24 protein-coding genes, 1 other RNA gene and 1 pseudogene are annotated in these 21391 nt (G+C 56.6%); 12 read left to right on the top strand and 14 right to left on the bottom strand.

All coding sequences use genetic code 11. From position 1 onward, the window contains the following. From dnaX to HA43_RS09310, 3 genes are all read right to left on the bottom strand, one after another. Positions 1 to 1158 (bottom strand): DNA polymerase III subunit gamma/tau (gene dnaX, locus HA43_RS09320; RefSeq protein ID WP_128083802.1); only part of this gene is annotated, 1158 nt, incomplete at its 3' end. 225 nt (positions 1159 to 1383) lie between these two features. Continuing rightward, positions 1384 to 1935: an adenine phosphoribosyltransferase gene (gene apt, locus HA43_RS09315; RefSeq protein WP_039383017.1), complete on the bottom strand. Its 552-nt coding sequence runs from the start codon at positions 1933 to 1935 to the stop codon at positions 1384 to 1386. A 153-nt stretch (positions 1936 to 2088) separates the two neighbouring features. Beyond that, positions 2089 to 2466, bottom strand: a complete 378-nt coding sequence (locus tag HA43_RS09310) for a DUF454 family protein (protein WP_039383014.1) — start codon at positions 2464 to 2466, stop codon at positions 2089 to 2091. A gap of 52 nt (positions 2467 to 2518) precedes the next feature. Here HA43_RS09310 and priC point away from each other — a divergent pair, with 52 nt between their 5' ends. From priC to rsmS, 3 genes are read left to right on the top strand one after another with little or no spacing between them, the layout of a single operon-like run. Next, positions 2519 to 3031, top strand: coding sequence for a primosomal replication protein PriC (gene priC / locus HA43_RS09305; RefSeq protein WP_094111513.1), 513 nt, complete (start codon positions 2519 to 2521; stop codon positions 3029 to 3031). Positions 3032 to 3075: 44 nt separating this feature from the next. Next, positions 3076 to 3321, top strand: coding sequence for a GlsB/YeaQ/YmgE family stress response membrane protein (locus tag HA43_RS09300; protein WP_094111512.1), 246 nt, complete (start codon positions 3076 to 3078; stop codon positions 3319 to 3321). 8 nt (positions 3322 to 3329) lie between these two features. Next, positions 3330 to 3485 carry a pleiotropic regulatory protein RsmS gene (rsmS, locus tag HA43_RS09295; protein ID WP_071668940.1) on the top strand — a complete coding sequence of 52 codons (156 nt, stop codon included), beginning with the start codon at positions 3330 to 3332 and terminating at the stop codon, positions 3483 to 3485. Here the strand turns inward: rsmS and acrR are convergent. Next, positions 3482 to 4117 carry a multidrug efflux transporter transcriptional repressor AcrR gene (acrR, locus tag HA43_RS09290; RefSeq protein ID WP_094111511.1) on the bottom strand — a complete coding sequence of 212 codons (636 nt, stop codon included), beginning with the start codon at positions 4115 to 4117 and terminating at the stop codon, positions 3482 to 3484. The genes rsmS and acrR overlap by 4 nt on opposite strands. 143 nt (positions 4118 to 4260) lie before the next feature. On the opposite strand from acrR, the gene HA43_RS09285 reads away from it, so the two are divergent. The 4 genes from HA43_RS09285 (at position 4261) to ykgO (ending at position 9160) form a co-directional block, all read left to right on the top strand. Beyond that, the gene (locus HA43_RS09285) at positions 4261 to 5457 is read left to right on the top strand and encodes an efflux RND transporter periplasmic adaptor subunit (RefSeq protein ID WP_039383010.1); all 1197 of its coding nucleotides are present in this window, start codon (positions 4261 to 4263) and stop codon (positions 5455 to 5457) included. Positions 5458 to 5473: 16 nt separating this feature from the next. Then, complete coding sequence (locus tag HA43_RS09280) at positions 5474 to 8626, top strand: multidrug efflux RND transporter permease subunit AcrB (RefSeq protein WP_094111510.1); 3153 nt, start codon at positions 5474 to 5476, stop codon at positions 8624 to 8626. 123 nt (positions 8627 to 8749) lie between these two features. After that, entirely contained in the window at positions 8750 to 9007 is a 258-nt protein-coding gene (locus HA43_RS09275) for a type B 50S ribosomal protein L31 (RefSeq protein ID WP_039383008.1), read from the top strand. 12 nt (positions 9008 to 9019) lie between these two features. Then, positions 9020 to 9160 (top strand): type B 50S ribosomal protein L36, encoded by a 141-nt coding sequence (gene ykgO, locus HA43_RS09270; protein WP_094111509.1) that lies wholly within the window; start codon positions 9020 to 9022, stop codon positions 9158 to 9160. 40 nt (positions 9161 to 9200) lie between these two features. On the opposite strand, the gene HA43_RS09265 is transcribed toward ykgO, so the two are convergent. The 3 genes from HA43_RS09265 to HA43_RS09255 are packed head-to-tail and all read right to left on the bottom strand — an operon-like array spanning position 9201 to position 11578. Then, a complete protein-coding gene (locus HA43_RS09265) occupies positions 9201 to 10079 on the bottom strand; it encodes a metal ABC transporter substrate-binding protein (protein ID WP_094111508.1) in 879 nt (292 codons plus the stop codon). A 21-nt stretch (positions 10080 to 10100) separates the two neighbouring features. Beyond that, positions 10101 to 10940: a metal ABC transporter permease gene (locus HA43_RS09260; protein WP_094111507.1), complete on the bottom strand. Its 840-nt coding sequence runs from the start codon at positions 10938 to 10940 to the stop codon at positions 10101 to 10103. Then, on the bottom strand, positions 10937 to 11578 hold the full coding sequence (locus HA43_RS09255; RefSeq protein WP_094111506.1) for a metal ABC transporter ATP-binding protein: 642 nt from the start codon (positions 11576 to 11578) through the stop codon (positions 10937 to 10939). Before HA43_RS09255 ends, HA43_RS09260 begins: the two co-directional genes overlap by 4 nt. Positions 11579 to 11895: 317 nt before the next feature. Here HA43_RS09255 and HA43_RS09250 point away from each other — a divergent pair, with 317 nt between their 5' ends. The 3 genes from HA43_RS09250 (at position 11896) to HA43_RS09240 (ending at position 13015) form a co-directional block, all read left to right on the top strand. Beyond that, entirely contained in the window at positions 11896 to 12249 is a 354-nt protein-coding gene (locus tag HA43_RS09250; protein ID WP_039385744.1) for a hypothetical protein, read from the top strand. 145 nt (positions 12250 to 12394) lie between these two features. After that, the gene (gene tomB, locus HA43_RS09245; protein WP_039383003.1) at positions 12395 to 12772 is read left to right on the top strand and encodes an Hha toxicity modulator TomB; all 378 of its coding nucleotides are present in this window, start codon (positions 12395 to 12397) and stop codon (positions 12770 to 12772) included. Between the two features lie 24 nt (positions 12773 to 12796). After that, positions 12797 to 13015, top strand: a complete 219-nt coding sequence (locus HA43_RS09240) for an HHA domain-containing protein (RefSeq protein ID WP_039383002.1) — start codon at positions 12797 to 12799, stop codon at positions 13013 to 13015. Between the two features lie 103 nt (positions 13016 to 13118). Here HA43_RS09240 and ffs read toward each other — a convergent pair. Continuing rightward, an RNA gene (gene ffs, locus HA43_RS09235) (signal recognition particle sRNA small type) lies at positions 13119 to 13215 on the bottom strand. 157 nt (positions 13216 to 13372) lie between these two features. On the opposite strand from ffs, the gene HA43_RS09230 reads away from it, so the two are divergent. Then, complete coding sequence (locus HA43_RS09230; RefSeq protein WP_039383001.1) at positions 13373 to 13684, top strand: MGMT family protein; 312 nt, start codon at positions 13373 to 13375, stop codon at positions 13682 to 13684. A 36-nt stretch (positions 13685 to 13720) separates the two neighbouring features. On the opposite strand, the gene HA43_RS09225 is transcribed toward HA43_RS09230, so the two are convergent. Beyond that, positions 13721 to 14278, bottom strand: coding sequence for a YbaY family lipoprotein (locus HA43_RS09225; protein ID WP_039383000.1), 558 nt, complete (start codon positions 14276 to 14278; stop codon positions 13721 to 13723). 203 nt (positions 14279 to 14481) lie between these two features. Here HA43_RS09225 and tesB point away from each other — a divergent pair, with 203 nt between their 5' ends. Beyond that, complete coding sequence (gene tesB / locus HA43_RS09220) at positions 14482 to 15345, top strand: acyl-CoA thioesterase II (RefSeq protein ID WP_039382999.1); 864 nt, start codon at positions 14482 to 14484, stop codon at positions 15343 to 15345. Between the two features lie 41 nt (positions 15346 to 15386). On the opposite strand, the gene amtB is transcribed toward tesB, so the two are convergent. The 5 genes and pseudogenes from amtB to HA43_RS09195 all read right to left on the bottom strand — a co-directional run bounded on the left by amtB (position 15387) and on the right by HA43_RS09195 (position 21303). Continuing rightward, positions 15387 to 16676, bottom strand: a complete 1290-nt coding sequence (amtB, locus tag HA43_RS09215) for an ammonium transporter AmtB (protein WP_071669033.1) — start codon at positions 16674 to 16676, stop codon at positions 15387 to 15389. 32 nt (positions 16677 to 16708) lie between these two features. Further along, on the bottom strand, positions 16709 to 17047 hold the full coding sequence (glnK, locus tag HA43_RS09210) for a P-II family nitrogen regulator (protein ID WP_003850469.1): 339 nt from the start codon (positions 17045 to 17047) through the stop codon (positions 16709 to 16711). 232 nt (positions 17048 to 17279) lie between these two features. After that, positions 17280 to 19043, bottom strand: a complete 1764-nt coding sequence (locus tag HA43_RS09205) for a SmdB family multidrug efflux ABC transporter permease/ATP-binding protein (RefSeq protein ID WP_039382998.1) — start codon at positions 19041 to 19043, stop codon at positions 17280 to 17282. Continuing rightward, positions 19036 to 20819: pseudogene (locus HA43_RS09200) on the bottom strand (SmdA family multidrug ABC transporter permease/ATP-binding protein). The gene HA43_RS09205 and the pseudogene HA43_RS09200 overlap by 8 nt, the downstream one beginning before the upstream one ends. Before the next feature lie 22 nt (positions 20820 to 20841). Next, complete coding sequence (locus HA43_RS09195; protein WP_039382996.1) at positions 20842 to 21303, bottom strand: Lrp/AsnC family transcriptional regulator; 462 nt, start codon at positions 21301 to 21303, stop codon at positions 20842 to 20844. Between the last annotated feature and the right edge of the window lie 88 nt (positions 21304 to 21391).

The following is a 21391-nucleotide window of genomic DNA, read 5'->3' as shown; positions in this document are numbered from 1 at the left end:
GGCGGCGGCAGGTACCTGCGGTGCCGCCTGCGGTGCCAGCGACGGACGCGCCACCGGTTCAGCAAGTGTAGCCTGTGGATGGAAAGCCAGCGCGCGCAGCAGCGTCATTTCCACACCCAGGCGCCGATCGGGCGCCAGCGGCAGATCTTTGCGTCCCATCAGCAGCGTCTGATAGTAGAGCTGCACGTCAGCGGGCGGCAGAGTACGCGCCAGCTCACGCAGGCGCTGCGCTTCACTAAACTCTTCATCATTGAGAGAGCCAGGCAGCAGCTGCACCATTGCGATGCGATGCAGCAGCCGCAGCATCTCAACCAGCAGCGCTTCCCACTCTACTCCGCGCGAAGCGGCCTGGTTCAGGCGCGCCATTACCCGTTCGCCGCTGCCCTCCACCAGCGCTTCAATCAGCGCCAGCGGCTGTTCATCATCCAGCGTGCCGAGCATCTGCGCGACGGTATCGCGCGTGACGCTGCCCTGCCCGCTGGCGATCGCCTGATCGGTCAGGCTCAGCGCATCACGCATACTGCCATCGGCAGCGCGCGCCAGCAGATGCAGCGCACGTGGCTCCGCGGCAATCTGCTCCTGCTCCAGCACATAGCTCAGCTGCTGCTGAATCTGTTCAACGTCCAGCGCTTTCAGATGGAACTGCAGGCAGCGCGACAGGATAGTGATCGGCAGCTTCTGCGGATCGGTGGTGGCCAGCAAAAACTTAACGTGGGACGGCGGCTCTTCCAGCGTTTTCAGCAGGGCATTAAAGCTGTGGCGCGACAGCATATGTACTTCATCAATCAGATAGACCTTGAAGCGACCGCGCGCTGGCGCGTACTGCACGTTATCCAGCAGATCGCGCGTATCTTCCACTTTGGTACGGGAAGCCGCATCGATCTCGATTAAGTCAACAAAGCGGCCCTGCTCAATTTCCCGGCAGTTGTCGCACTTGCCACAGGGCGTAGCGGTAATACCGGTTTCGCAGTTCAACCCTTTCGCCAGCAGGCGGGCAATAGAAGTTTTCCCTACGCCGCGGGTGCCGGAGAAAAGATAGGCATGATGAATACGTCCCAGTGATAACCCGTTGGCGAGCGCAGTCAGCACATGTTCCTGACCCACTACGTCTGCGAAGGCCTGGGGACGCCATTTTCGCGCAAGTACCTGATAGCTCATGTGGATGTGGTCACTGGATTGTATTGAGTTGGCACAGCAGCGCGGCAATCAGCCGGCAGCCACCGTCAGAAAAAGGGAAAAAATGCAGCTTCGCAAACCCTGTGTATTTGGGCAGTAGTTTACCAGCCACAGCGAAATATGCCTATACCCGTCTCGGGCAGGCGCAGGCAGAGTAACGTATGGGATAAGCACTGCGCTCCGCAAAACGGCAGAGCGCAGCAGGCCTTAGTGGCCGGGGAAGCTGACGAGGCTGTAGCAGTTAACGCCCAGCGCGGTCAGGCGCGCTTCGCCGCTGAGATCGAACAGATTAATGACAAAAGCGGCATCGTTGACTTCGCCACCCGCGCGGCGAATCAGTTTTACCGTCGCCTCAATGGTGCCGCCGGTTGCCAGCAGATCGTCGATGACCAGCACGATATCGCCGGGTTTAATCGCGTCTTTGTGCAGCTCCAGCGCATCCGTACCGTACTCCAGCTCATAGCGCTCCTGCCAGGTTTCACGCGGCAGCTTGCCCGGTTTACGCACCGGTATAAAGCCTACGCCCAGCCCCAGCGCTACGGGTGCACCAAACAGGAAGCCGCGCGCTTCTGTACCCACCACTTTGGTGATGCCTTTGTCACGATAACGCTCAACCAGAATGGAAATCGCCGCCGCATAGGCCTGCGGATCTTCCATAAGGCTGGTCACGTCGCGGAACAGAATGCCCGGCTTCGGATAGTCGTGAATACTTTTGATGCTGTTTTTGATCAGTTCAAGCTGCTGCGCAGTTGCGGTCATAAAGGTTACGCCTGGAAAAATATCTAAAACGCGCAGCTTCAACAGCGCCAATACCCGGAGACCGGGTTAAGCGAAGTCGTTTCACAGAGGGAAGCCACGCACGAAGATGCCCAAATCTAAGCAAACAGCGGCCTAAATGCAACCCTGACGCGGTTAATGTTGCGTTGTCTCTTCTGCTACTACCGGGATACGCCACATAAAGAGCAGCAGTATCGCTAATAACACCAGCAGCAGCAGACGCAGCCAGAACAGCTTTACCAGCCAGAGCGAGAACGCAAAGGTGATGATAATCAGCACTATTGCCCGCCCTTTCGCGCCTGGCGGCATGGCACGATGACGCTGCCAGTGACGCAGATAGCGGCCAAAAGGCGAGCGCCACAGCAGCCAGTGGTGAAAGCGCGGCGATGAACGGGCAAAACACCAGGCGGCCAGCAACACAAATGGCGTTGTCGGGAGTAAAGGTAATACAATGCCCAGCGTGCCCAGCACTATCGCCAGCCAGCCAAGGCTCAACAGTAGAAAACGCTGCATGCCAGATGCCTGAATACTGAATATGCTCTTACGTTAACATGGAACCGAAGTGATGCCTCTCCTTTCCGCGCCTGAGCGGCTGCAAAAAATCGTTGAAACGCTGCGCCAGCGTATAGCACAGCAGCCGGACGGCGTCTGCAGAGTGCCGCGCTTTGATGCCGCACTGTTTCATACTAAAGGCACCCGCCTGAGCGACTATCTGCAGGAGCTGGAGCGAAATCTGCACCATCTGCAGCAAAAACAGCACAGCGCCGTGCAGCAGCAGTGGCTGGCACAGCGGGTGCTGGATCAGCTGGCGGCACTTCAGCGCGAATGCGAAAGCCAGCAGCTGCGGCCGTGGCGGGAGCAGCCGCGGCGGGATACTTGCCAGCAGAAGCGTGTTGAGTATCAGGGGTATGAGACGCGGCTACTCGCCATGCTGCGCCAGCGCGAGGCGCATCTTGCCCGGGCAGAAACGCTGAGCGTGCAGCAGCAGCTGATGCGGGAAGTGGAGCAGCTGCAGGCGCGATTAAGCCGCTGTCGCGCTGCGCTTTATCAGCTCGATCTGCCCGCCGCGCAGGCGTAGCGCCGCACTTCTATACTCAACGCATAAGCCAGAAGGAGGAAACGGTGACGCTGATTATCTGGATAGTAACGGGCCTGGCCGCTGGCTGGCTCAGGCGCCTGCTGCTTCCCGGCAGGCCTGGCGGGATGATCCCCGGGCTGGTACTGGCCGCAATTGGCGCGCTGATTGGCGGCTATATTGCCACCTACTTTATGAATGGTGAAATCGGCACGCTGCATATCGCCGGCGTGGCTGCCGCCATGGCAGGCGCAGTGCTGATGCTGCTGGTTGCAATAAAACTACGGATTTAGGAGAGAGTATGTCGCTTGAGAGCGCACCGGATGAGATTAAGCTGGCGGTCGATTTGATTCAGCTGCTGGAGGAGAACCAGGTGCCGCCCGCGACGGTGCTGGCCGCGCTGGCGATCGTCCGGCGCGACTATGAACAGAAGCTGGCCGCCGCGCATGCAGATTAACGCGCGCTCAGGGTCGGGCTCAGCCGCAGCATATCGAGAAACGCATCAACGATCTGCGGCGCTTCCGCTGCCAGGTCAAAACTGTGCGGATTAAACAGCCAGCTCTCCATCATGCCATTGATATAGCCGCGCATCAGCAGTGCCGCCTGGCGGGTATTCAGCGCACCGGGCAGCTGTCCCGCTTCAATGCAGCTGCGCAGCACGGTTTCAATGCGGTCATAACACGCCTGCAGCAAGCCCTGCTGCATCGCCACTAGCGTTGACATTTCGCCCACAAACTCACATTTATGGAAGATAATCTCCATAAGTGCGCGTCTTTGCGCATCCTTTGCCGTGGCGTCAAGGATATAGATCAGCATCGAACGCATTACAGAAAGTGGATCGTCCGGATATTTTGTCTGATACTCAAGTTCCACATCGTCCAGCCCGGCGTCGCAGCGCAGCCAGATTTCCTGTAACAGATCGGCTTTATTTTTAAAGTGCCAGTAAATGGCACCGCGCGTGACGCCAGCCGCTGCGGCGATATCAGCCAGCGACGTGGCGGCCACACCCTGTTCAGAAAAGTGTGCTAATGCGGCATCAAGAATTTGATTACGCGTTTCAAGTGCTTGCGCTTTGGTTTTTCGTGCCATAGGGAGCTGTTTTTACAAACTGGCAAGTTTACATACATTTGTGAATGTATGTACCATAGCATGACCCGTGTTTTAACGCAGCAATGGGTTTATCGGTTTGTGATCCATTGATCATTTGATATCGGACACTAGAGGTTTTATTTATGAATAAAAACAGAGGGTTAGTGCCTCTGGCGGCCGCCGTGATGCTTTCAGGCAGCTTTTTGTTAACAGGATGTGATGATGATAAATCTCAGCAAGCCGGCCAGCAGCAGCAACAGCCGCCGGAAGTCGGGGTGGTCACATTAAAAGCTGAACCCCTGAAGGTCACGACTGAACTGCCCGGTCGCACTTCCGCGTTTCGCGTAGCAGAAGTCCGCCCTCAGGTGTCGGGTATCATTCTGAAGCGTAATTTTGTTGAAGGCAGTGATATTAAAGCGGGCCAGTCGCTTTATCAGATCGATCCTGCCACCTATCAGGCAGCTTACGACAGTGCTAAAGGGGATTTAGCGCAGGCGCAGGCTAATGCCCGCGTAGCGCAGCTCACCATCAAACGTTATAAGCCACTGCTCGGCACCAAATATATCAGTCAGCAGGATTATGACAACGCAGCGGCCACTGCGGCTCAGACTGCGGCTGCCGTACAGGCTGCCCAGGCTAACGTTGAAACTGCCCGTATCAACCTCGCCTACACCAAAGTCACGTCGCCTATCAGCGGCCGTATCGGCAAATCCTCTGTGACGGAAGGTGCCCTGGTCTCCAATGGTCAGACTAACGCGCTCGCGACCGTGCAGCAGCTGGATCCTATGTATGTCGATGTAACGCAGTCCAGTGACGATTTTCTGCGCCTGCGCGCCGAGCTCGAAGCGGGCCAGCTGAAACAGACCGATGGTAAAGCTAACGTAACGCTACTGATGCAGGATGGTAGCCCTTACAAGCAGTCGGGAACACTGGAATTTTCCGATGTCACCGTCGATGAAACCACCGGTTCGATTACGCTGCGCGCCATCTTCCCGAACCCGGATAACCGTCTGCTGCCAGGTATGTTTGTGCGCGCGCGTCTGGATGAAGGCGTGAACCCAACCGCGCTGCTGGTGCCGCAAACCGGCGTGACCCGTACGCCAACCGGTGATGCCAGCGCGATGGTTGTTGGCGCAGATAACAAAGTAGAAGTACGTAAGATCACTGCAAATCAGGCGTTTGGTGACAAATGGCTGGTTACCGATGGTCTGAAAGAGGGCGACCGCGTGATTACCGTCGGTATTCAGCGCGCGAAAGCGGGTGCGCAGGTTACGCCAAAAGAGGTCTCAGATGATGCTAAAGCAGCCCAGGAATCTCAGTCTGCTAAATCATCGTCATAACAGGAGCCGTTGATACATGGCTAAGTTCTTTATCGATCGCCCCATTTTTGCATGGGTGCTTGCCATCATCATTATGATGGCGGGTGCGCTGTCGATCATCAGCCTGCCGATTGAGCAATATCCCAATGTTGCGCCACCGGCGGTTGAGATCCAGGCATCTTATCCGGGTGCGGATGCAAAAACGCTGCAGGATTCTGTTACGCAGGTTATTGAACAGAATATGAACGGCATCGACGGGCTGATGTATATGTCCTCGAGCAGTGACTCATCCGGTACGCTGACGCTGACGCTGACCTTCCAGTCCGGTACCGACGCGGATATCGCGCAGGTACAGGTGCAGAACAAGCTGCAGCTGGCGATGCCGCTGCTGCCGCAGGAAGTACAGCAGCAGGGGATTCAGGTTAAAAAATCCTCCAGCAGCTTCCTGATGGTAGCCGGTTTTGTCAGTGACGATGGCAGCATGACGCAGAACGACATTGCGGACTATGTCGCCTCTAATATCAAAGATCCTATCAGCCGTACCACAGGCGTAGGTGATACCCAGGTGTTTGGTGCACAGTATGCGATGCGTATCTGGCTCGATCCGCACAAGCTGAACAACTATCAGCTGACGCCGGTTGACGTCATCAGCGCGCTGCAGACGCAGAATACCCAGGTCGCTGCCGGTCAGCTGGGCGGTACACCGCCGGTGCCGGGCCAGCAGCTTAACGCCTCGATTATTGCTCAGACCCGCCTGACCTCAACCGATGAGTTTGGCAACATCATGCTCAAGGTGAACCAGGATGGTTCGCAGGTGCGTCTGCGCGACGTGGCAAAAATTGAACTGGGTGGTGAAAACTACGAAGTTATTGCCCGTTACAACGGCAAGCCCGCATCCGGTATCGGTATCAAGCTGGCGACCGGGGCTAACGCACTGGATACCGCAGAAGCGGTTAAAGCAGAGCTGGGTAAACTGGAGCCGTTCTTCCCGTCAGGCATGAAGACCGTCTACCCGTATGACACTACCCCGTTTGTAAAAATCTCCATTTTCGAAGTGGTTAAAACCCTGTTTGAAGCGATTGTGCTGGTGTTCCTGGTTATGTATCTGTTCCTGCAGAACTTCCGCGCCACGCTGATCCCCACCATCGCCGTACCGGTGGTGCTGCTGGGTACCTTCGCTATCATCAATGGTTTTGGCTACTCCATTAACACGCTTACGATGTTTGGTATGGTGCTCGCCATCGGCCTGCTGGTTGATGACGCCATCGTGGTCGTCGAGAACGTTGAGCGCGTTATGGCAGAAGAGGGACTGCCGCCGAAAGAGGCGACCAAACGCTCCATGGAGCAGATTCAGGGCGCGCTGGTCGGTATTGCGCTGGTGCTCTCTGCGGTATTTATTCCCATGGCGTTCTTTGGCGGCTCGACCGGGGTTATCTACCGTCAGTTCTCGATTACCATCGTTTCAGCGATGGCGCTGTCGGTGCTGGTCGCGCTGATCCTCACCCCTGCCCTCTGTGCCACCATGCTCAAACCGATTAAAAAAGGTGAGCATGGTAAAACCACCGGCTTCTTTGGCTGGTTCAACCGCATGTTCGACAAAAGCACCAATCACTATGTCGACAGCGTCAGCCATATTATCCGCAGTACCGGCCGCTATCTGGTGATCTATCTGGTCATTGTTCTTGGCATGGCGTGGCTGTTCTTGAAGCTGCCGACCTCCTTTCTGCCGGAAGAAGATCAGGGGCTGTTACTGGCGCAGGCGCAGCTGCCAGCCGGTGCGACCCAGGAGCGTACTCAGAAAGTGCTGGATCAGGTAACGGACTACTTCCTGACCAAAGAGAAAGATAGCGTCAATTCCGTGTTCACCGTTAACGGCTTTGGCTTTGCCGGCCGTGGTCAGAACACCGGTATCGCGTTTGTCAGCCTGAAGCCGTGGGATGAGCGTGGCAGCGCCGATCTGAAAGTACCGGCTATCGCCGGACGCGCCATGGGCGCACTGGGTCAGATTAAAGATGCCATGGTCTTCCCGTTCAACCTGCCGGCCATTATCGAACTGGGTAACGCCACCGGTTTTGACTTCCAGCTGATTGATCAGGGCAACCTGGGCCATGAAAAGCTGACCGAAGCGCGAAATCAGCTGTTTGGCATGATCGCCCAGCATTCAGATACGCTGGTTGGCGTACGTCCGAACGGCCTGGAAGATACGCCGCAGTACAAACTGATTATCGATCAGGAAAAAGCGCAGGCGCTGGGGGTATCGCTCTCTGATATCAACACTACGCTGGCCGCCGCCTGGGGTGGATCCTACGTCAACGACTTTATCGATCGCGGTCGCGTGAAGAAAGTGTACGTTATGGGTAAAGCGGATGCGCGCATGCTGCCGGATGACATTGGCAAATGGTATGTGCGTAACAGCGCCGGCAATATGGTGCCTTTCTCCGCCTTCTCCTCTGCGAAATGGCAGTATGGCTCACCACGACTGGAGCGTTACAACGGTCTGCCTTCCATGGAGATCCTCGGTCAGGCTGCCCCGGGCAAAAGCTCGGGTGACGCGATGGATATGATGGAGGAGCTGGCGTCGAAACTGCCAACCGGTATCGGCTACGACTGGACCGGCATGTCCTATCAGGAACGTCTGTCAGGTAACCAGGCCCCGGCGCTCTATGCGATTTCGCTGATTGTCGTCTTCCTCTGCCTGGCGGCACTCTATGAGAGCTGGTCTATTCCGTTCTCGGTGATGCTGGTCGTGCCGCTCGGCGTGATTGGCGCGCTGATCTTCACTACCCTGCGCGGGCTCAGTAACGACGTCTACTTTGTAGTCGGACTGCTGACCACGATTGGTCTTTCCGCTAAGAACGCCATTCTGATCGTCGAATTTGCGAAAGATTTGATGGATAAAGAGGGCAAAGGCCTGGTGGAAGCGACGCTGGAAGCGGTACGTATGCGTCTGCGCCCGATTCTGATGACCTCACTGGCGTTTATCCTCGGTGTACTGCCGCTGGCGATCAGCAGCGGTGCCGGTTCCGGCGCTCAGAACGCAGTAGGTACCGGCGTAATGGGAGGAATGGTCACCGCTACCGCGCTGGCGATCTTCTTTGTGCCGGTCTTCTTCGTCGTGGTGCGTCGCCGCTTCAGTAAGCATAAAGCGGACCTTGAAGGCAGCCATCCGGCTGAACACGCGAAACACTGATTGACTCCTTAATGAAAAAGGCCGCAGATGCGGCCTTTTTTTATGGTGCCTGATGACGGTTGCAATCGCGCCATAACGGGCGCATAATATTGTTATATTATAACATTACATAGGAATCGTCATATGAAGCCTGATATCCATCCGCACTATCGTCCGGTTCTGTTCCATGACACTACCGCTGATGAGTATTTTAAAGTGGGATCAACCATTAAAACTGAACGCACCATCGAGTTTGAAGGCGAGGTTCTGCCCTACGTGACGCTGGATGTCTCCTCCAAATCGCACGTTTATTATACCGGCAAACAAAAAGAGTTCGCCAAAGAGGGCAGCGCGGCGCGCTTCAACAAGCGCTTTGGCAGCTTCCTGACGCGCACCAAATAAAGGAGCAGTACGATGCAGGTCTTGAGTTCACTTCGGTCGGCTAAAACCCGCCACCGGGATTGCAAAGTGGTACGACGTAAAGGCCGTATTTATGTGATTTGCAAATCCAATCCACGTTTCAAAGCGGTTCAGGGAAGAAAGAAAAAGCGTTAATGCGTTGTGAGAGTTTGGCCGGGATGCTCCCCGGCCTTTTTTATTGCATGCTTTTCAGCATCGCTTCCGCGTTATGCCGAAATGCTGCCGTATAGGTCGCAGCCGGACCGCCAGCAGCGGAGAGCGCCTCCGGATAGAGTTCGCCGCCGGGCTGCGCCCCCGATTCACTGGCTATCTGTTTAACCAGGCGCGGGTCGGTCTGATTTTCAATAAAGTAGCGGTGAATATGCTCACGCCTGAGCTGCTTAATAATCTGCGCAACGTCGCTGGCGCTGGCTTCTGCTTCCGTGGAAAAGCCGACCGGTGCCAGGAAGGTAACGCCATAACGCTGTCCGAAGTAGCCAAAGGCGTCGTGGCTGGTCAGCACTTTGCGCGCGCTGCGCGGCACGGCGTCAAATGCAGATTTAGCCCAGCTGTCGAGCTGCTGCAGCTGCTGAATGTAGCGCTCGCCGCTGCGCCGGATGTCGGCGGCGTCCTGCGGATCGGCTTTTATCAACGCCTGCATTACGTTACGCGCATAAATTTCACCGTTCTGCAGATTGTTCCAGGCGTGCGGATCGGTAACGGTACTGCCCTCCTCTTCCATGGTACGCGTGCTGATGCCGCTCGATGCCACCACCACATCGCCGCGATAGCCTGAAGCCGTTATCAGCCGATCCATCCACCCTTCCAGACCGAGACCGCTGACAAACACCACGCTGGCCTGCGCCAGCGCCTGGCTATCCTGTGGCGAAGGCTCAAAGGTATGCGGATCGCCATCCGGCCCGACCAGCGAGGTGACACGCACATGATCGCCGCCAACCTGTTTTACGATATCGGCCAGCACGGTAAAACTGGCTACCGTGTTGATAGTACCGGCCTGCGTAAACGGGCTGACCAGCATCGCGCTGGTTATCAGGCTCAGTGCAATAAACTTCATTTGTATCCCCTTATCAGTATATTAACGACGACGCAGCACGCCGCCGCATGGCCCTGTCAGAACAGAGAGCAGAAACAGCCCGGCGGCACTCAGCACCACGGCTGGTCCGGCAGGCAGTGAGTAGTACCAGGAGAGCATCAGCCCGCTTAGCGCAGCAGCGATTGCCAGCAGCATAGCGATAAACAGCAATGGGGTGAGCCGACGGCTCCAGAAGCGGGCGCTGGTAGCGGGCAGCATCATCAGCCCGACGGACATCAGCGTTCCCAGAATCTGAAAGCCAGCAACCAGGTTCAGTACGACCAGCAGCAGAAAAAGCCCCTGTACCAGCGGTGCGCTCCAGCGGTTCTGCACCCGCAAAAAGTCGGGATCGAAGGCGTCAATGACCAGCGGGCGGAAAATCAGCGCCAGCGTCAGCAGCGTGAACGTGGCGATAGCGGCAACCAGAACCAGCGCACGAGTGTCGACTGCCAGCAGTGAACCAAACAGCACGTGCAGCAGATCCACACTGGAGCCGCGCAGCGAAACCAGCGTGACCCCCAGCGCCAGCGAGCCAAGATAAAATCCGGAAAAGCTGGCATCCTCTTTTAACGGGGTGTAACGACTGACGGCACCGGAGAGCAGCGCCACCACCAGCCCCGCCAGCAGTCCGCCTGCGCCCATTGCCACCAGCGACAGACCTGAGAGCAGGTAGCCAACCGCTGCACCCGGCAAGATCGCATGCGATAGCGCATCGCCTATCAGGCTCATCCGGCGCAGTGACAGAAATACGCCCAGCGGAGTGGCGCTCAGCGCCAGCGCAACACAGGCCACCAGCGCGCGACGCATAAAGCCAAATTCGATAAAAGGCTGCAGCAGCGTCATGACGTCACCTGCACACTCTCTGGCGAGTGGTCCAGCGACAATTCTGCGCTGAAGTAGCGGCTGACCAGCGGCCTGTCGTGCAGGACCACCAGCAGCGTCGTGCCCTTCTGCTGCTGCTGCCGGAGCAGCGCCATCAGCAGAGTAGTGGTGGATGCATCGATAGCGCTGAAAGGTTCATCCAGCAGCCAGACCCGGCTCTGCTGCATCAGAAGCCGGGCAAAAAGGACCCGCTGCAGCTGGCCGCCAGAGAGCGTGGCAGGCTGCGCATCAGCAAACGCCCGCATCTGTACGGCGTCCAGCGCGGCGTCGATCTCTCTGCGCAGCGCCCGGTTAATGCCGCCAAACCAGCCGCAGCGCGGCCAGCAGCCGGTGGCAACCAGTTCATACACCGTAAGCGGAAAACGCGTCTCCAGTTCGCTACGCTGTGGCAGCCAGCCAATAGCGCTGGCGGGCACGCCGATCGGGCAGGAGCCGGAGACCGGTGCAATTACGCCAGCCAGCGTTTTCAGCAGGGTTGACTTGCCGCTGCCGTTTGCGCCGGTCAGCGCGGTCATACTGCCGGCAGCCAGTTTTCCGTCGGGGATCGCGGTTATCGCCTGCCCGCGATAGCCAACCTGGAGCTGATTAAAGTGGATCATGCCGTGGTGCCCCAGAAGACGCAGAGCATTAGCAGAGTAATAAGTATCATGACAACCATCAGACGACTGCCGACGGAAAGTAACAGACCGCTGTTGCGCATCGCGCCCACCATTATGTTATAACATAACAATATGCTACTGGATTTAGCGGTGACGCGCGTGCAGAGAAGTGTTTCAAAAATTGATCGTCCGTGCACCGGGCAGATCGCCAGTGGCATCACCCATCGCAATAATCGCTGGTAGCGTTAATCGCCTGCTTGCATTACAACCAGCAAGACTCAATGATAGCGGTACGATCTTTTTTTACGGAATACGCTATGCAGGCTATTATTAATGTGGACGTTGCGGCAGATGAACATGACTGTGACAAACTTCGCAGCGTCATCCAGGGGAATATTCTTAAAATAGCTGAAGCGCTGGCCGGAGAGTTAGACTGGTATTCGCAAAGTGCTCAATTAGTTCCTGAAAGTTTTCAGGTGCTATCTATTAAAACCATTAATCCAGATAGTTTTAAAATGCTTTATGAATTTTCCTGGGATTTATTTAATCCCTGCCTCGATTTGAACGAAACCTTTACCCGACATGAAGAAGTTATGTTCCACATAAAGCCCGGTGCGCTGGTGTTTGATGTGATTGACAATACGCGCCTCTCCCCTGCTGATGAATTGTAATATTTGGTAATTGAGGTGAGCAAAACTAATGATTGTGGATTACATTTAACAGGTCGCTGAATTATTTTTATTCGTGATCGCTCCCTGGTAGCTCTTTTAAATCTCGCCGCGTTGCGGCTCCTGTGCTCGCTATGGAGGGAAAAAGATGGACGAATACTCACCGAAACGGCATGATATTGCCCAGCTTAAATTCTTATGTGAAAACCTGTATGACGAGAGTATGGCTACCCTGAGTGAAAATCATCGCGACTGGGTTAACGACCCTGCCTCCTCTGCTAATTTACAGCTCAACGATTTTATTGAGCATATCGCCTCTTTCACAATGAATTACAAAATTAAGCATACCGAAGACGAGTCGCTGATTTCTCAAATCGATGAATATCTTGATGATACCTTTATGCTTTTTAGCAGTTACAGTATCAATGCAAAGGATCTTCAGCGCTGGCAGCGATCCGCTAAACGCTTATTTAATATTTTCGCCGAAGAGTGTGCTTATCTTCAGCAACCGAGCCATTCCTTTTAGCATCAGAGTGAGAAGATTTTTTTCATGAGCAATCAAACCCTGACCAAGACCGACTATTTGATGCGTCTGCGTCGTTGTCGTTCAATTGATACCCTTGAACGGGTCATCGAAAAAAATAAGTATGAATTACCGGATAGCGAACTGGCAGTATTCTATTCAGCAGCAGATCATCGCCTTGCTGAACTGACCATGAACAAGCTTTACGATAAAGTGCCAGGCTCTGTGTGGAAATATGTTCGCTGATAAAGCGTGCAGTGCTGTTGAGTGACTGAAGCGGAATAAGGCAAGGGAGTGCCGTAAAATCCTGGAGAGGCGCGGCTATTTGCTGGCCCGAAATGGGTGGAGGCCCTGCCAGCTACATCCCGGCACACGCGTCGCCTGCTGCGGCTGCTTCCTTCCGGACCTGACCGAGTTCACAAGTTAGCGTTGCGGGAGAACCAACAGGGCCTCCATTGAGTGCTCTCTTTTCGGAGAGCGGGGGCATTATCAGCGAACGCCTGTGCAATTGCAAGGGTGAGCCAGACAACCGTTGTTTTCTTGAACAGGCGTACTCTGTCAGCTACCCTGCTTCTGGTTTCCCTCTGTTTCTTACTCCCGATAATGAATGATTCTCTGAATTTTGCCGCACGCGTGTGGCACATTGTGGCCGCAATACCGCGCGGTCAGGTAACCACCTACGGTGATATCGCCTTACTCGCCGGTTCACCGCGCGCTGCGCGTCAGGTCGGCGGTGTACTGCGTCGCCTGCCGCCGGAAAGCACGCTGCCCTGGCATCGCGTTGTTAACCGTTACGGACAGATTTCCCTGCAGGGTGACGATCTGCTGCGTCAGCGCGATGCGCTGGAGGCTGAAGGCGTCGTTGTCAGTGAGGAAGGCGGGATTGATATGGCACGCTATCGCTGGGAAATTTAATCAGCAGGCCCGCAACGGGCCTGCTGATGCTGCAGATTACAGGCTGGTCGGCGCCGGTACTGAAGCCGATGGCGTTACCTGAGTAGGCGACGTCGACGGAACCGTGGTAGCGGCACCCGGCTGCGTCGGCATTGCGCGATTGGCAACCGGCACCAGCAGCAGTTCAGCTTTGGTGCCGCCCTGATTGATCACTGGCTTTACCGTGTCCGTAACAAACGCCAGTTTGCCATCCATAGTGATGGCTGCGCTCAGCAGAATGCGCGCGTCTGGCTTAATGTCTGCCGGATTAAAGGGCAGAATAAACTGGAACGGTGACTGTTTGCCTTCGGTACGCACGGCACGCTGTGCCAGCACTTTAGAAGGCGCGTCCGCCAGCGACGCATCTGCCAGCGTAACGGTCAGTACTGCATCCGGCGGCAGCGCGATGCGCTGACGGATATAAACAGAACCGCTTACGTTAGGCTGCTTGATGGCCGACTGCTGGCTGGCAACCGCCGAGCCAAGCGTAGGCGTCGGAACCGGTTTGCTGTGGTCAGCACACCCTGTAATCGCCGCCGCCAGTGTCATACCGCTAATAACCTGCCAAAGTTTCATCGATGTCGTCTCCTTATGAACACTATGATTGTCGGCGGTTAATTTTTTAGCTGGCATTTCAACCGCCGATTGCTCTTAATTCTGGCACAGAAATCCGCATTGCGCCTGGCGCGTCGCCCGTCATCAGAAATCAGCGCAAATCCGTTGCGCAAACTGGTCGGATCTTTCACACTTGCGCCATATCTGCTGATGAGGACATGATTATGAGCCAGGCGCTGACTAACCTGCTTACGCTATTAAATCTGGAAAAACTGGAAGAAGGCCTGTTCCGCGGGCAGAGTGAAGATCTCGGTCTGCGTCAGGTGTTTGGCGGTCAGGTGGTGGGTCAGGCGCTCTATGCTGCTAAACAGACGGTGCCGGAAGATCGCATTATTCATTCATTTCATAGCTATTTTCTGCGTCCCGGCGACAGCCATAAAGCGATTATTTACGATGTTGAAACGCTGCGCGACGGTAAAAGCTTCAGCGCGCGCCGCGTCAGCGCAGTCCAGAATGGTCAGCCTATTTTCTATATGACCGCCTCATTTCAGGCGCCTGAAACCGGGTTTGAGCATCAGAACAGCATGCCCCCGGTACCGGGTCCGGATGAACTGCCCTCTGAACGCGATCTGGCGCAAAAACTCGCCGCGCACCTGCCGCTGAAGCTCAAAGAGAAGTTTCTCGCTGAGCGACCGCTGGATATCCGCCCGGTTCAGATCCACAACCCGCTTAAGGGCCACGTGGCTGAGCCGGTGCGCCAGGTCTGGGTGCGCGCCAATGGCCAGATGCCTGCCGATCGTCGCATCCATCAATATGTGCTGGGCTACGCCTCCGACCTTAACTTTTTGCCGGTGGCGCTGCAGCCGCACGGCAAAGGGTTCCTGGAAGCGGATATGCAGGTGGCCACGATCGATCACTCGATGTGGTTTCACCGCCCGTTCGATCTCTCAGAATGGCTGCTTTACAGCGTGGTGAGCACGTCTGCCTCTGGCGCGCGCGGCTTTGTACGCGGCGAGTTCTATACGCAGGAGGGTACGCTGGTGGCGACCACGGTACAGGAAGGTGTTATGCGTCAGCGCGACGCATAAAAAAAGGGGCGACCTGGTCGCCCCTTTTCTTCATTTTTAGCTTACTGGTTATATGCGTTTTCGCCGTGGCTGTTTACATCCAGACCTTCACGCTCCTGCTCTTCCGGTACGCGCAGGCCGACAATCACATCCGCCAGCTTGAAGCCGATAAAGGCCACCACGCCGGACCAGACTACGGTAACGATACAGCTGAATATCTGGACCCAGACCTGATGCCCCATAGTGACGCCTTCCGCATAGCCAACGCCACCCAGTGAGCTGGAGGCGAAGACGCCGGTCAGGATGCAGCCGAGGATGCCGCACACGCCGTGCACGCCAAACACATCGCAGGGATCATCGACGCGCAGCCATCTTTTCAGCGTCGTAACGCCCCAGATGCCCGCGAGTCCGCCCGCCAGACCGATGATCAGTGCGCCGCCAACGCCCACGTAGCCACAGGCTGGCGTAATGGCGACCAGGCCGGCGATAAAGCCGGAGCAGGCACCCAGCAGCGAAGGCTTACCGCGCAGCGCCCACTCACCAAAGACCCAGGAGAGCACCGCACCGGCGGTAGCGACAACGGTGTTCACAAACGCCAGCGCAGCAATTTCGTTCGCCGATGACGCTGAACCGGCGTTAAAGCCAAACCAGCCGACGTAGAGAATGGCCGTACCGAGAAACACCATCGGCAGGTTATGCGGTTTAAACGCCTCTTTGCCAAAACCGGCACGCTTTCCGACCAGATACGCGCCCACCAGTCCCGCGACAGCGGCGTTGATATGCACCACGGTGCCGCCGGCAAAGTCCAGCGCGCCATCCTGTGCCAGATAACCGCCGCCCCACACCATATGCGCAATCGGCAGATAGGAGAGCGTCAGCCAGACGCCGACGAAAATCAGCACCGCTGAGAAGCGAATACGCTCAGCCAGCGCGCCCACGATCAATCCGACGGTAATACAGGCAAACGACGCCTGGAACGCGACGTGAATATATTGATAAAAGCTGCCCATAACGGCTTTCAGCTCGATGTTTTTCAGCATCACCCACTGGAAGTTGCCGAAAAAGGCGTTGCCTTCGCTAAAGGCTAACGAGTAGCCATACACAACCCACAATACGCAGACCAGGGCAAAGGTTACGGCAACCTGTGTGAGCATGGACAAGACATTTTTACCGCGGATCAGGCCGCCATAAAACAGCGCGATGCCGGGAATTGTCATAAAAAGTACCAGCGCGGTACAAATCATCATAAAGGCGTTGTCCGCTTTATCTGCGACCGCAGGGGCAGCAGCCAGCGTCAGAGTGGGTAACAGCGCCAGGCTGGCAAGGCCCAGTTTCATCATCATTTTTTTCATTTTTTTCATCCCATCTCAAGTCAGAATCCGGATCAGAGCGCCGCTTCGTCAGTTTCACCGGTACGGATACGGATCACCCGCTGCAGCTCAGCAACGAAGATTTTGCCATCGCCAATTTTGCCGGTGTAGGCCGCTTTACTGATGACATCAACCACTTCATCCAGCTGGTCATCTGCAATCGCGATATCGATTTTTACTTTTGGCAGGAAGTTAACGCTGTACTCGGCCCCGCGATAGAGTTCGGCATGTCCTTTCTGACGGCCGAACCCTTTAACTTCAGATACCGTCAGCCCCTGAATGCCAATGGAGGATAGTGCCTCACGGACATCCTCCAGCTTGAATGGTTTGATTACCACGGTAACCAGCTTCATACGTCCCCTCCGGATTAAACACAACTGCGCGATGTATACGCAGTGGTTAAAGCAAAGGGTGTGCCAGAAGTGCAAAACGCGGTTTAACGCGGCGGCGGTACAGGCTCAGCGCGGGGCGGCATTGCCGGAGAGAAAGAACGGTACGGGGGGCTGCACCTCTTTGGTGCTCAGGGCGTCAAAGAGGTGCAGAAGCGAGAAAAGAACGGGTCAGGATGAACAAAAAAGGTGCAACTCAGGCGGATGCGCCGGCCGCCAGCTGCTCGCCAGCCTGCTGCAGCTGATACATCTGCCAGTAGCGCCCCTGCTGCGCCAGTAGCTCTGTATGCGTACCGCGCTCGGCAATATGGCCGCGATGTAACACCAGGATTTGTTCCGCCTCCATAATCGTCGAGAGCCGGTGCGCAATGACCACCAGCGTGCTGTGCTGGCGCAGGGTGCGCAGCGCCTGCTGAATCGCCTGCTCGGTGCCGGAATCGATGTTCGCGGTAGCTTCATCGAGGATCAGGATCTGCGGCGGCGCGACCAGCACGCGAGCCAGCGCCAGCAGCTGTTTCTGCCCGACCGAAAGCGTATTGCCCTGCTCTCCCAGTCGCGTATGGATACCGTCCGGCAGCGCACGGGCCAGCGTAGCGAGCTGCACGCTCTCCAGCGCCTGCCACACCCGCTCTTCAGGGATCGCCCGCCCCAGCTGTACGTTAGCCAGCAGCGTATCGGCCAGCACCACCGGATCCTGCTGCACCATGGCAATGCCGGTGCGCAGCGCATCGTGCGAGAGCGAAGAGACCGGACGCCCGTCCAGCACAATCGATCCGTGCTTTACCGGATAGTAACCCATCAGCAGGTTTGCCAGCGTGCTCTTGCCGCTGCCGGTATGCCCGACCAGCGCAACGAAGCCCCGTGACGGCACGGTAAAGGAGATATTGCTCAGCACGTCGCGATCGTCGCGATAGGCGAAACTGACGTCGTGCAGCGCAATTTCTCCGGAACGCAGCGGAGCACTTTCGCTGCCATACCCCTGCTGATGCGCATCAACCAGTTCAAAGATGCGCTCACCCGATACCACCGCCTGCTGCAGCATCGACTGCTGCGTCGTCAGTTCGATCAGCGGCTCATTCAGCCGGCCCAGGTAGGTGATAAAGGCATAAAGCACGCCGACTTCAAATGCGCCGGGTGAAGCAAAACTGAATAGCAGTAACAGGCCGCACAAAATCAGTGCAGAAAAGAGGCTCAGCAGCGGACGCAGCAGAAATCCGTCCAGCCGCAGCGTCTGCATGCGCGCCATATAATGGGCGCGACTCGCTTCGCTCATGCGGGCCCCAAAACGCGCCTGCTGCCGGAACTGCTGGATCACGCTCATGCCGTTGATCACTTCGTTAAAGCCGTTATTGATATCTGCCAGATAGCTGCGAACCCGACGGGCAATCGGGGTACTGTAACGCTGATAAATAAGCATCACGGTCAGCACCAGCGGGAAAATAACCAGCGCCACCAGCGCCATACGCCAGTCGAGCGAAAACATGGCGACCAGCATCGCGCCAATCAGCGCGGCGCTGCGCAGCACGGTGGCGACTACGGTGACATAGAGATCTTTAATAACCTCGGTGTCATTGGTGACGCGCGAAATAATCTGCCCCACCGGCTGGGTGTCGAACGCGCTCAGCGGCTGGCGCAGCGCCGCGTTCATGACATCAACGCGCAGCTGCTGCACCACTCCGATTGCCGCACGGTTAAACAGCAGCGCCTGAAAATAGTGCAGCGCCGCCGCCATAAGCTGCAGCAGAATAAAACTCACCAGTAATCCCGCCACGATGCCCCACGGCATCTGATGTCTGGCGATCAGGCGATCGATAAAATAGCTGACCAGCACCGGGCCGGTCACCTCGGCCGCCGCCGCCAGCCAGAGCATACCGGTTGCCAGCCACAGCGAGCGGCGCCAGGGTTTTCCGTATGCCAGCAGCCGTTTCAGCGTCGGCCACAGCCGCTGCGACTTAGCCATGCTGCGCTCCTGTTGCGGTTTCATCTTTGTTTTCACTCTCATCATCCAGCGCCGCTTCCAGCTGCTGATAGCGGTACATATCGCGGTACCAGCCCGGCTGCGCCGCCAGCTGGTCATGATCGCCTCGCTGCGCAACGCGCCCCTGCTGCAGCACCAGAATTTCACTCGCTTCCGTTAACGCCGAGAGACGGTGCGCGCTGATAATCAGCGTACGGTTCTCTCCCCAGATGCGCAGGTTATGCAGGATGTCATGTTCAGTACGTCCATCTACCGCAGAGAGCGCATCATCCAGAATCAGGATCTCCGCCTCCAGCAGCAGCGCACGGGCAATCGCGATACGCTGCTTCTGTCCGCCCGAAAGCATGACCCCACGCTCTCCGACCTCTGTCTCATAGCCCTGCGGCAGGCGCAGAATATCCTCATGCACGCAGGCCATTCTTGCCGCCTGCTCAATCTGCTGCTGCGTGGCGTCGGGACGACCCAGCGCCAGATTGTTTGCCACGCTGTCAGAAAACAGAAACGGCGTCTGGCTCACTACCGCCAGGCGGCTGCGCCAGCTGTCCAGCTGCAGCTGCGCCAGCGGCAGCTCGCCGTAGCGGATCTCTCCCCGAACGATGTCGAAGTGCGCTGGATGAGGCTGAGCAGCGTGCTTTTACCGCAGCCGGTCGGGCCACATAATCCCAGCATCTGCCCTGGCTGCAGCTGCGCGTGAATATCCTGCAGTACGGCATTTTCTGTCCCCGGGTAGTGAAAGGCGTCAATGGCGAGCTGCAGCACAGCCGGCTCAGGCGGTAACGTCAGGGTACCGTCAGCCACTGCCGGCGCTTCAGCCAGCAGCGCGCGAATACGGCTCCAGGCCGCACTGCCGCGCTCCACGATGTTGATCATCCACGCCAGCGCCAGCATCGGCCAGATCATCAGCCCCAGATACATCACAAAACTGGTGAGCTGGCCCAGCGTCAGGATACCGTGCCATACCATCCAGCCGCCGCCTGCGATCGCCAGCAGGTTGGAGAAGCCAACGGCGACGTAAATAATGGGATCAAATCGCGCATCCACCCGCGCAACATGCAGATTTTTACGTCCGGTATCGCTGGCGATGTCAGCAAACTGCTGCGACTGGTGATCTTCCAGTCCAAATGCTTTGATCATACGGATGCTGGTCAGGCTCTCCTGCGTCTGATCGTTAAGGCTGGAGAACGCCGCCTGCGCAACTTTAAAACGCTGATGCAGCCGGGAACCATCCCGCTGGATCGCCAGCGCCATAAAGGGCATCGGGATCAGCGCCAGCAGCGTCAGCTGCCAGCTTATCTGCGTACTCATGACCGCCAGCACTACCAGCCCCATGACCAGGGAGTCCACCAGCGTCAGCACTCCCTCTCCCGCTGCAAACACAACGCGGTCGACATCATTCGTTGCGCGCGCGATGAGATCGCCGGTGCGATGGCGCAGATAGAACGCAGGATGCTGCCGGCTTAGCTGACGATAAAAGTCCTCGCGCAGCTCTACCGCCAGCTGATACGAGGCGCCAAACAGCAGCACGCGCCAGACATAGCGCAGCAGATAAACGATAACGGCGGTCAGCAACATAACGCCGATCCACATCATAATCTGCCCGGCAGAGAGCCGCTGCTGCGTGACGCCATCGACAATTACGCCGACCAGATGCGGCGGGATCAGCTGCAGTAAAGCGATGATAATAAGCAGGCAGACAGCACCGGCATAGCGGCGCCACTCACGCAGGAAATACCAACTAAGCTGGCTGAATAATCGCACAATCTCTCTCTTTATTTACGCTTCAGGGCACAACGGGCAGCGCGGTTGAATATTTAATCTCTTCCATCGCAAAGCTGGAGGTGACATCTATCAGGCCCGGCACGCCATTCACCAGCCGCTTATAAAACGCGTCGTAGCTCTTCATATCCGCAACCTGTATTCGCAGCAGATAGTCATACTCACCGGCCATACGGTAGAACGCCATGACTTCCGGCATTGGCTCAACCACGGCGACAAACTGTCTGAACCATTCGCTGCTGTGCTGCTGCGTTTTGATCAGCATAAACGCGGTCAGTGACAGACCGAGTTTTTCACCATCCAGCAGCGCTACGCGCGCCCGGATGATACCGTCATCTTCAAGTTTTTTCAGGCGCTTCCAGCAGGGCGTGGTGGTCAGATTGACCGCCTCTGCCAGCGCCTGCAGCGATAGCGTGCAATCCTTCTGCAAAAGGGCGAGCAGCTTACGGTCAACTTTATCTATCATCACGCCTCACCGGAGAATATTTTTCTCTAAAAAGCCGATTATACCCTGGTTTTAGCAACCTCTTTTTCCTGCCCGTGCCGTACACTGG

Source organism: Pantoea eucrina, assembly GCF_002095385.1.
Classification (GTDB): domain Bacteria; phylum Pseudomonadota; class Gammaproteobacteria; order Enterobacterales; family Enterobacteriaceae; genus Pantoea; species Pantoea eucrina.
The sequence above is the reverse complement of the archived record's forward strand: the minus strand, read 5'-3'. Positions and strand labels throughout refer to the sequence as shown.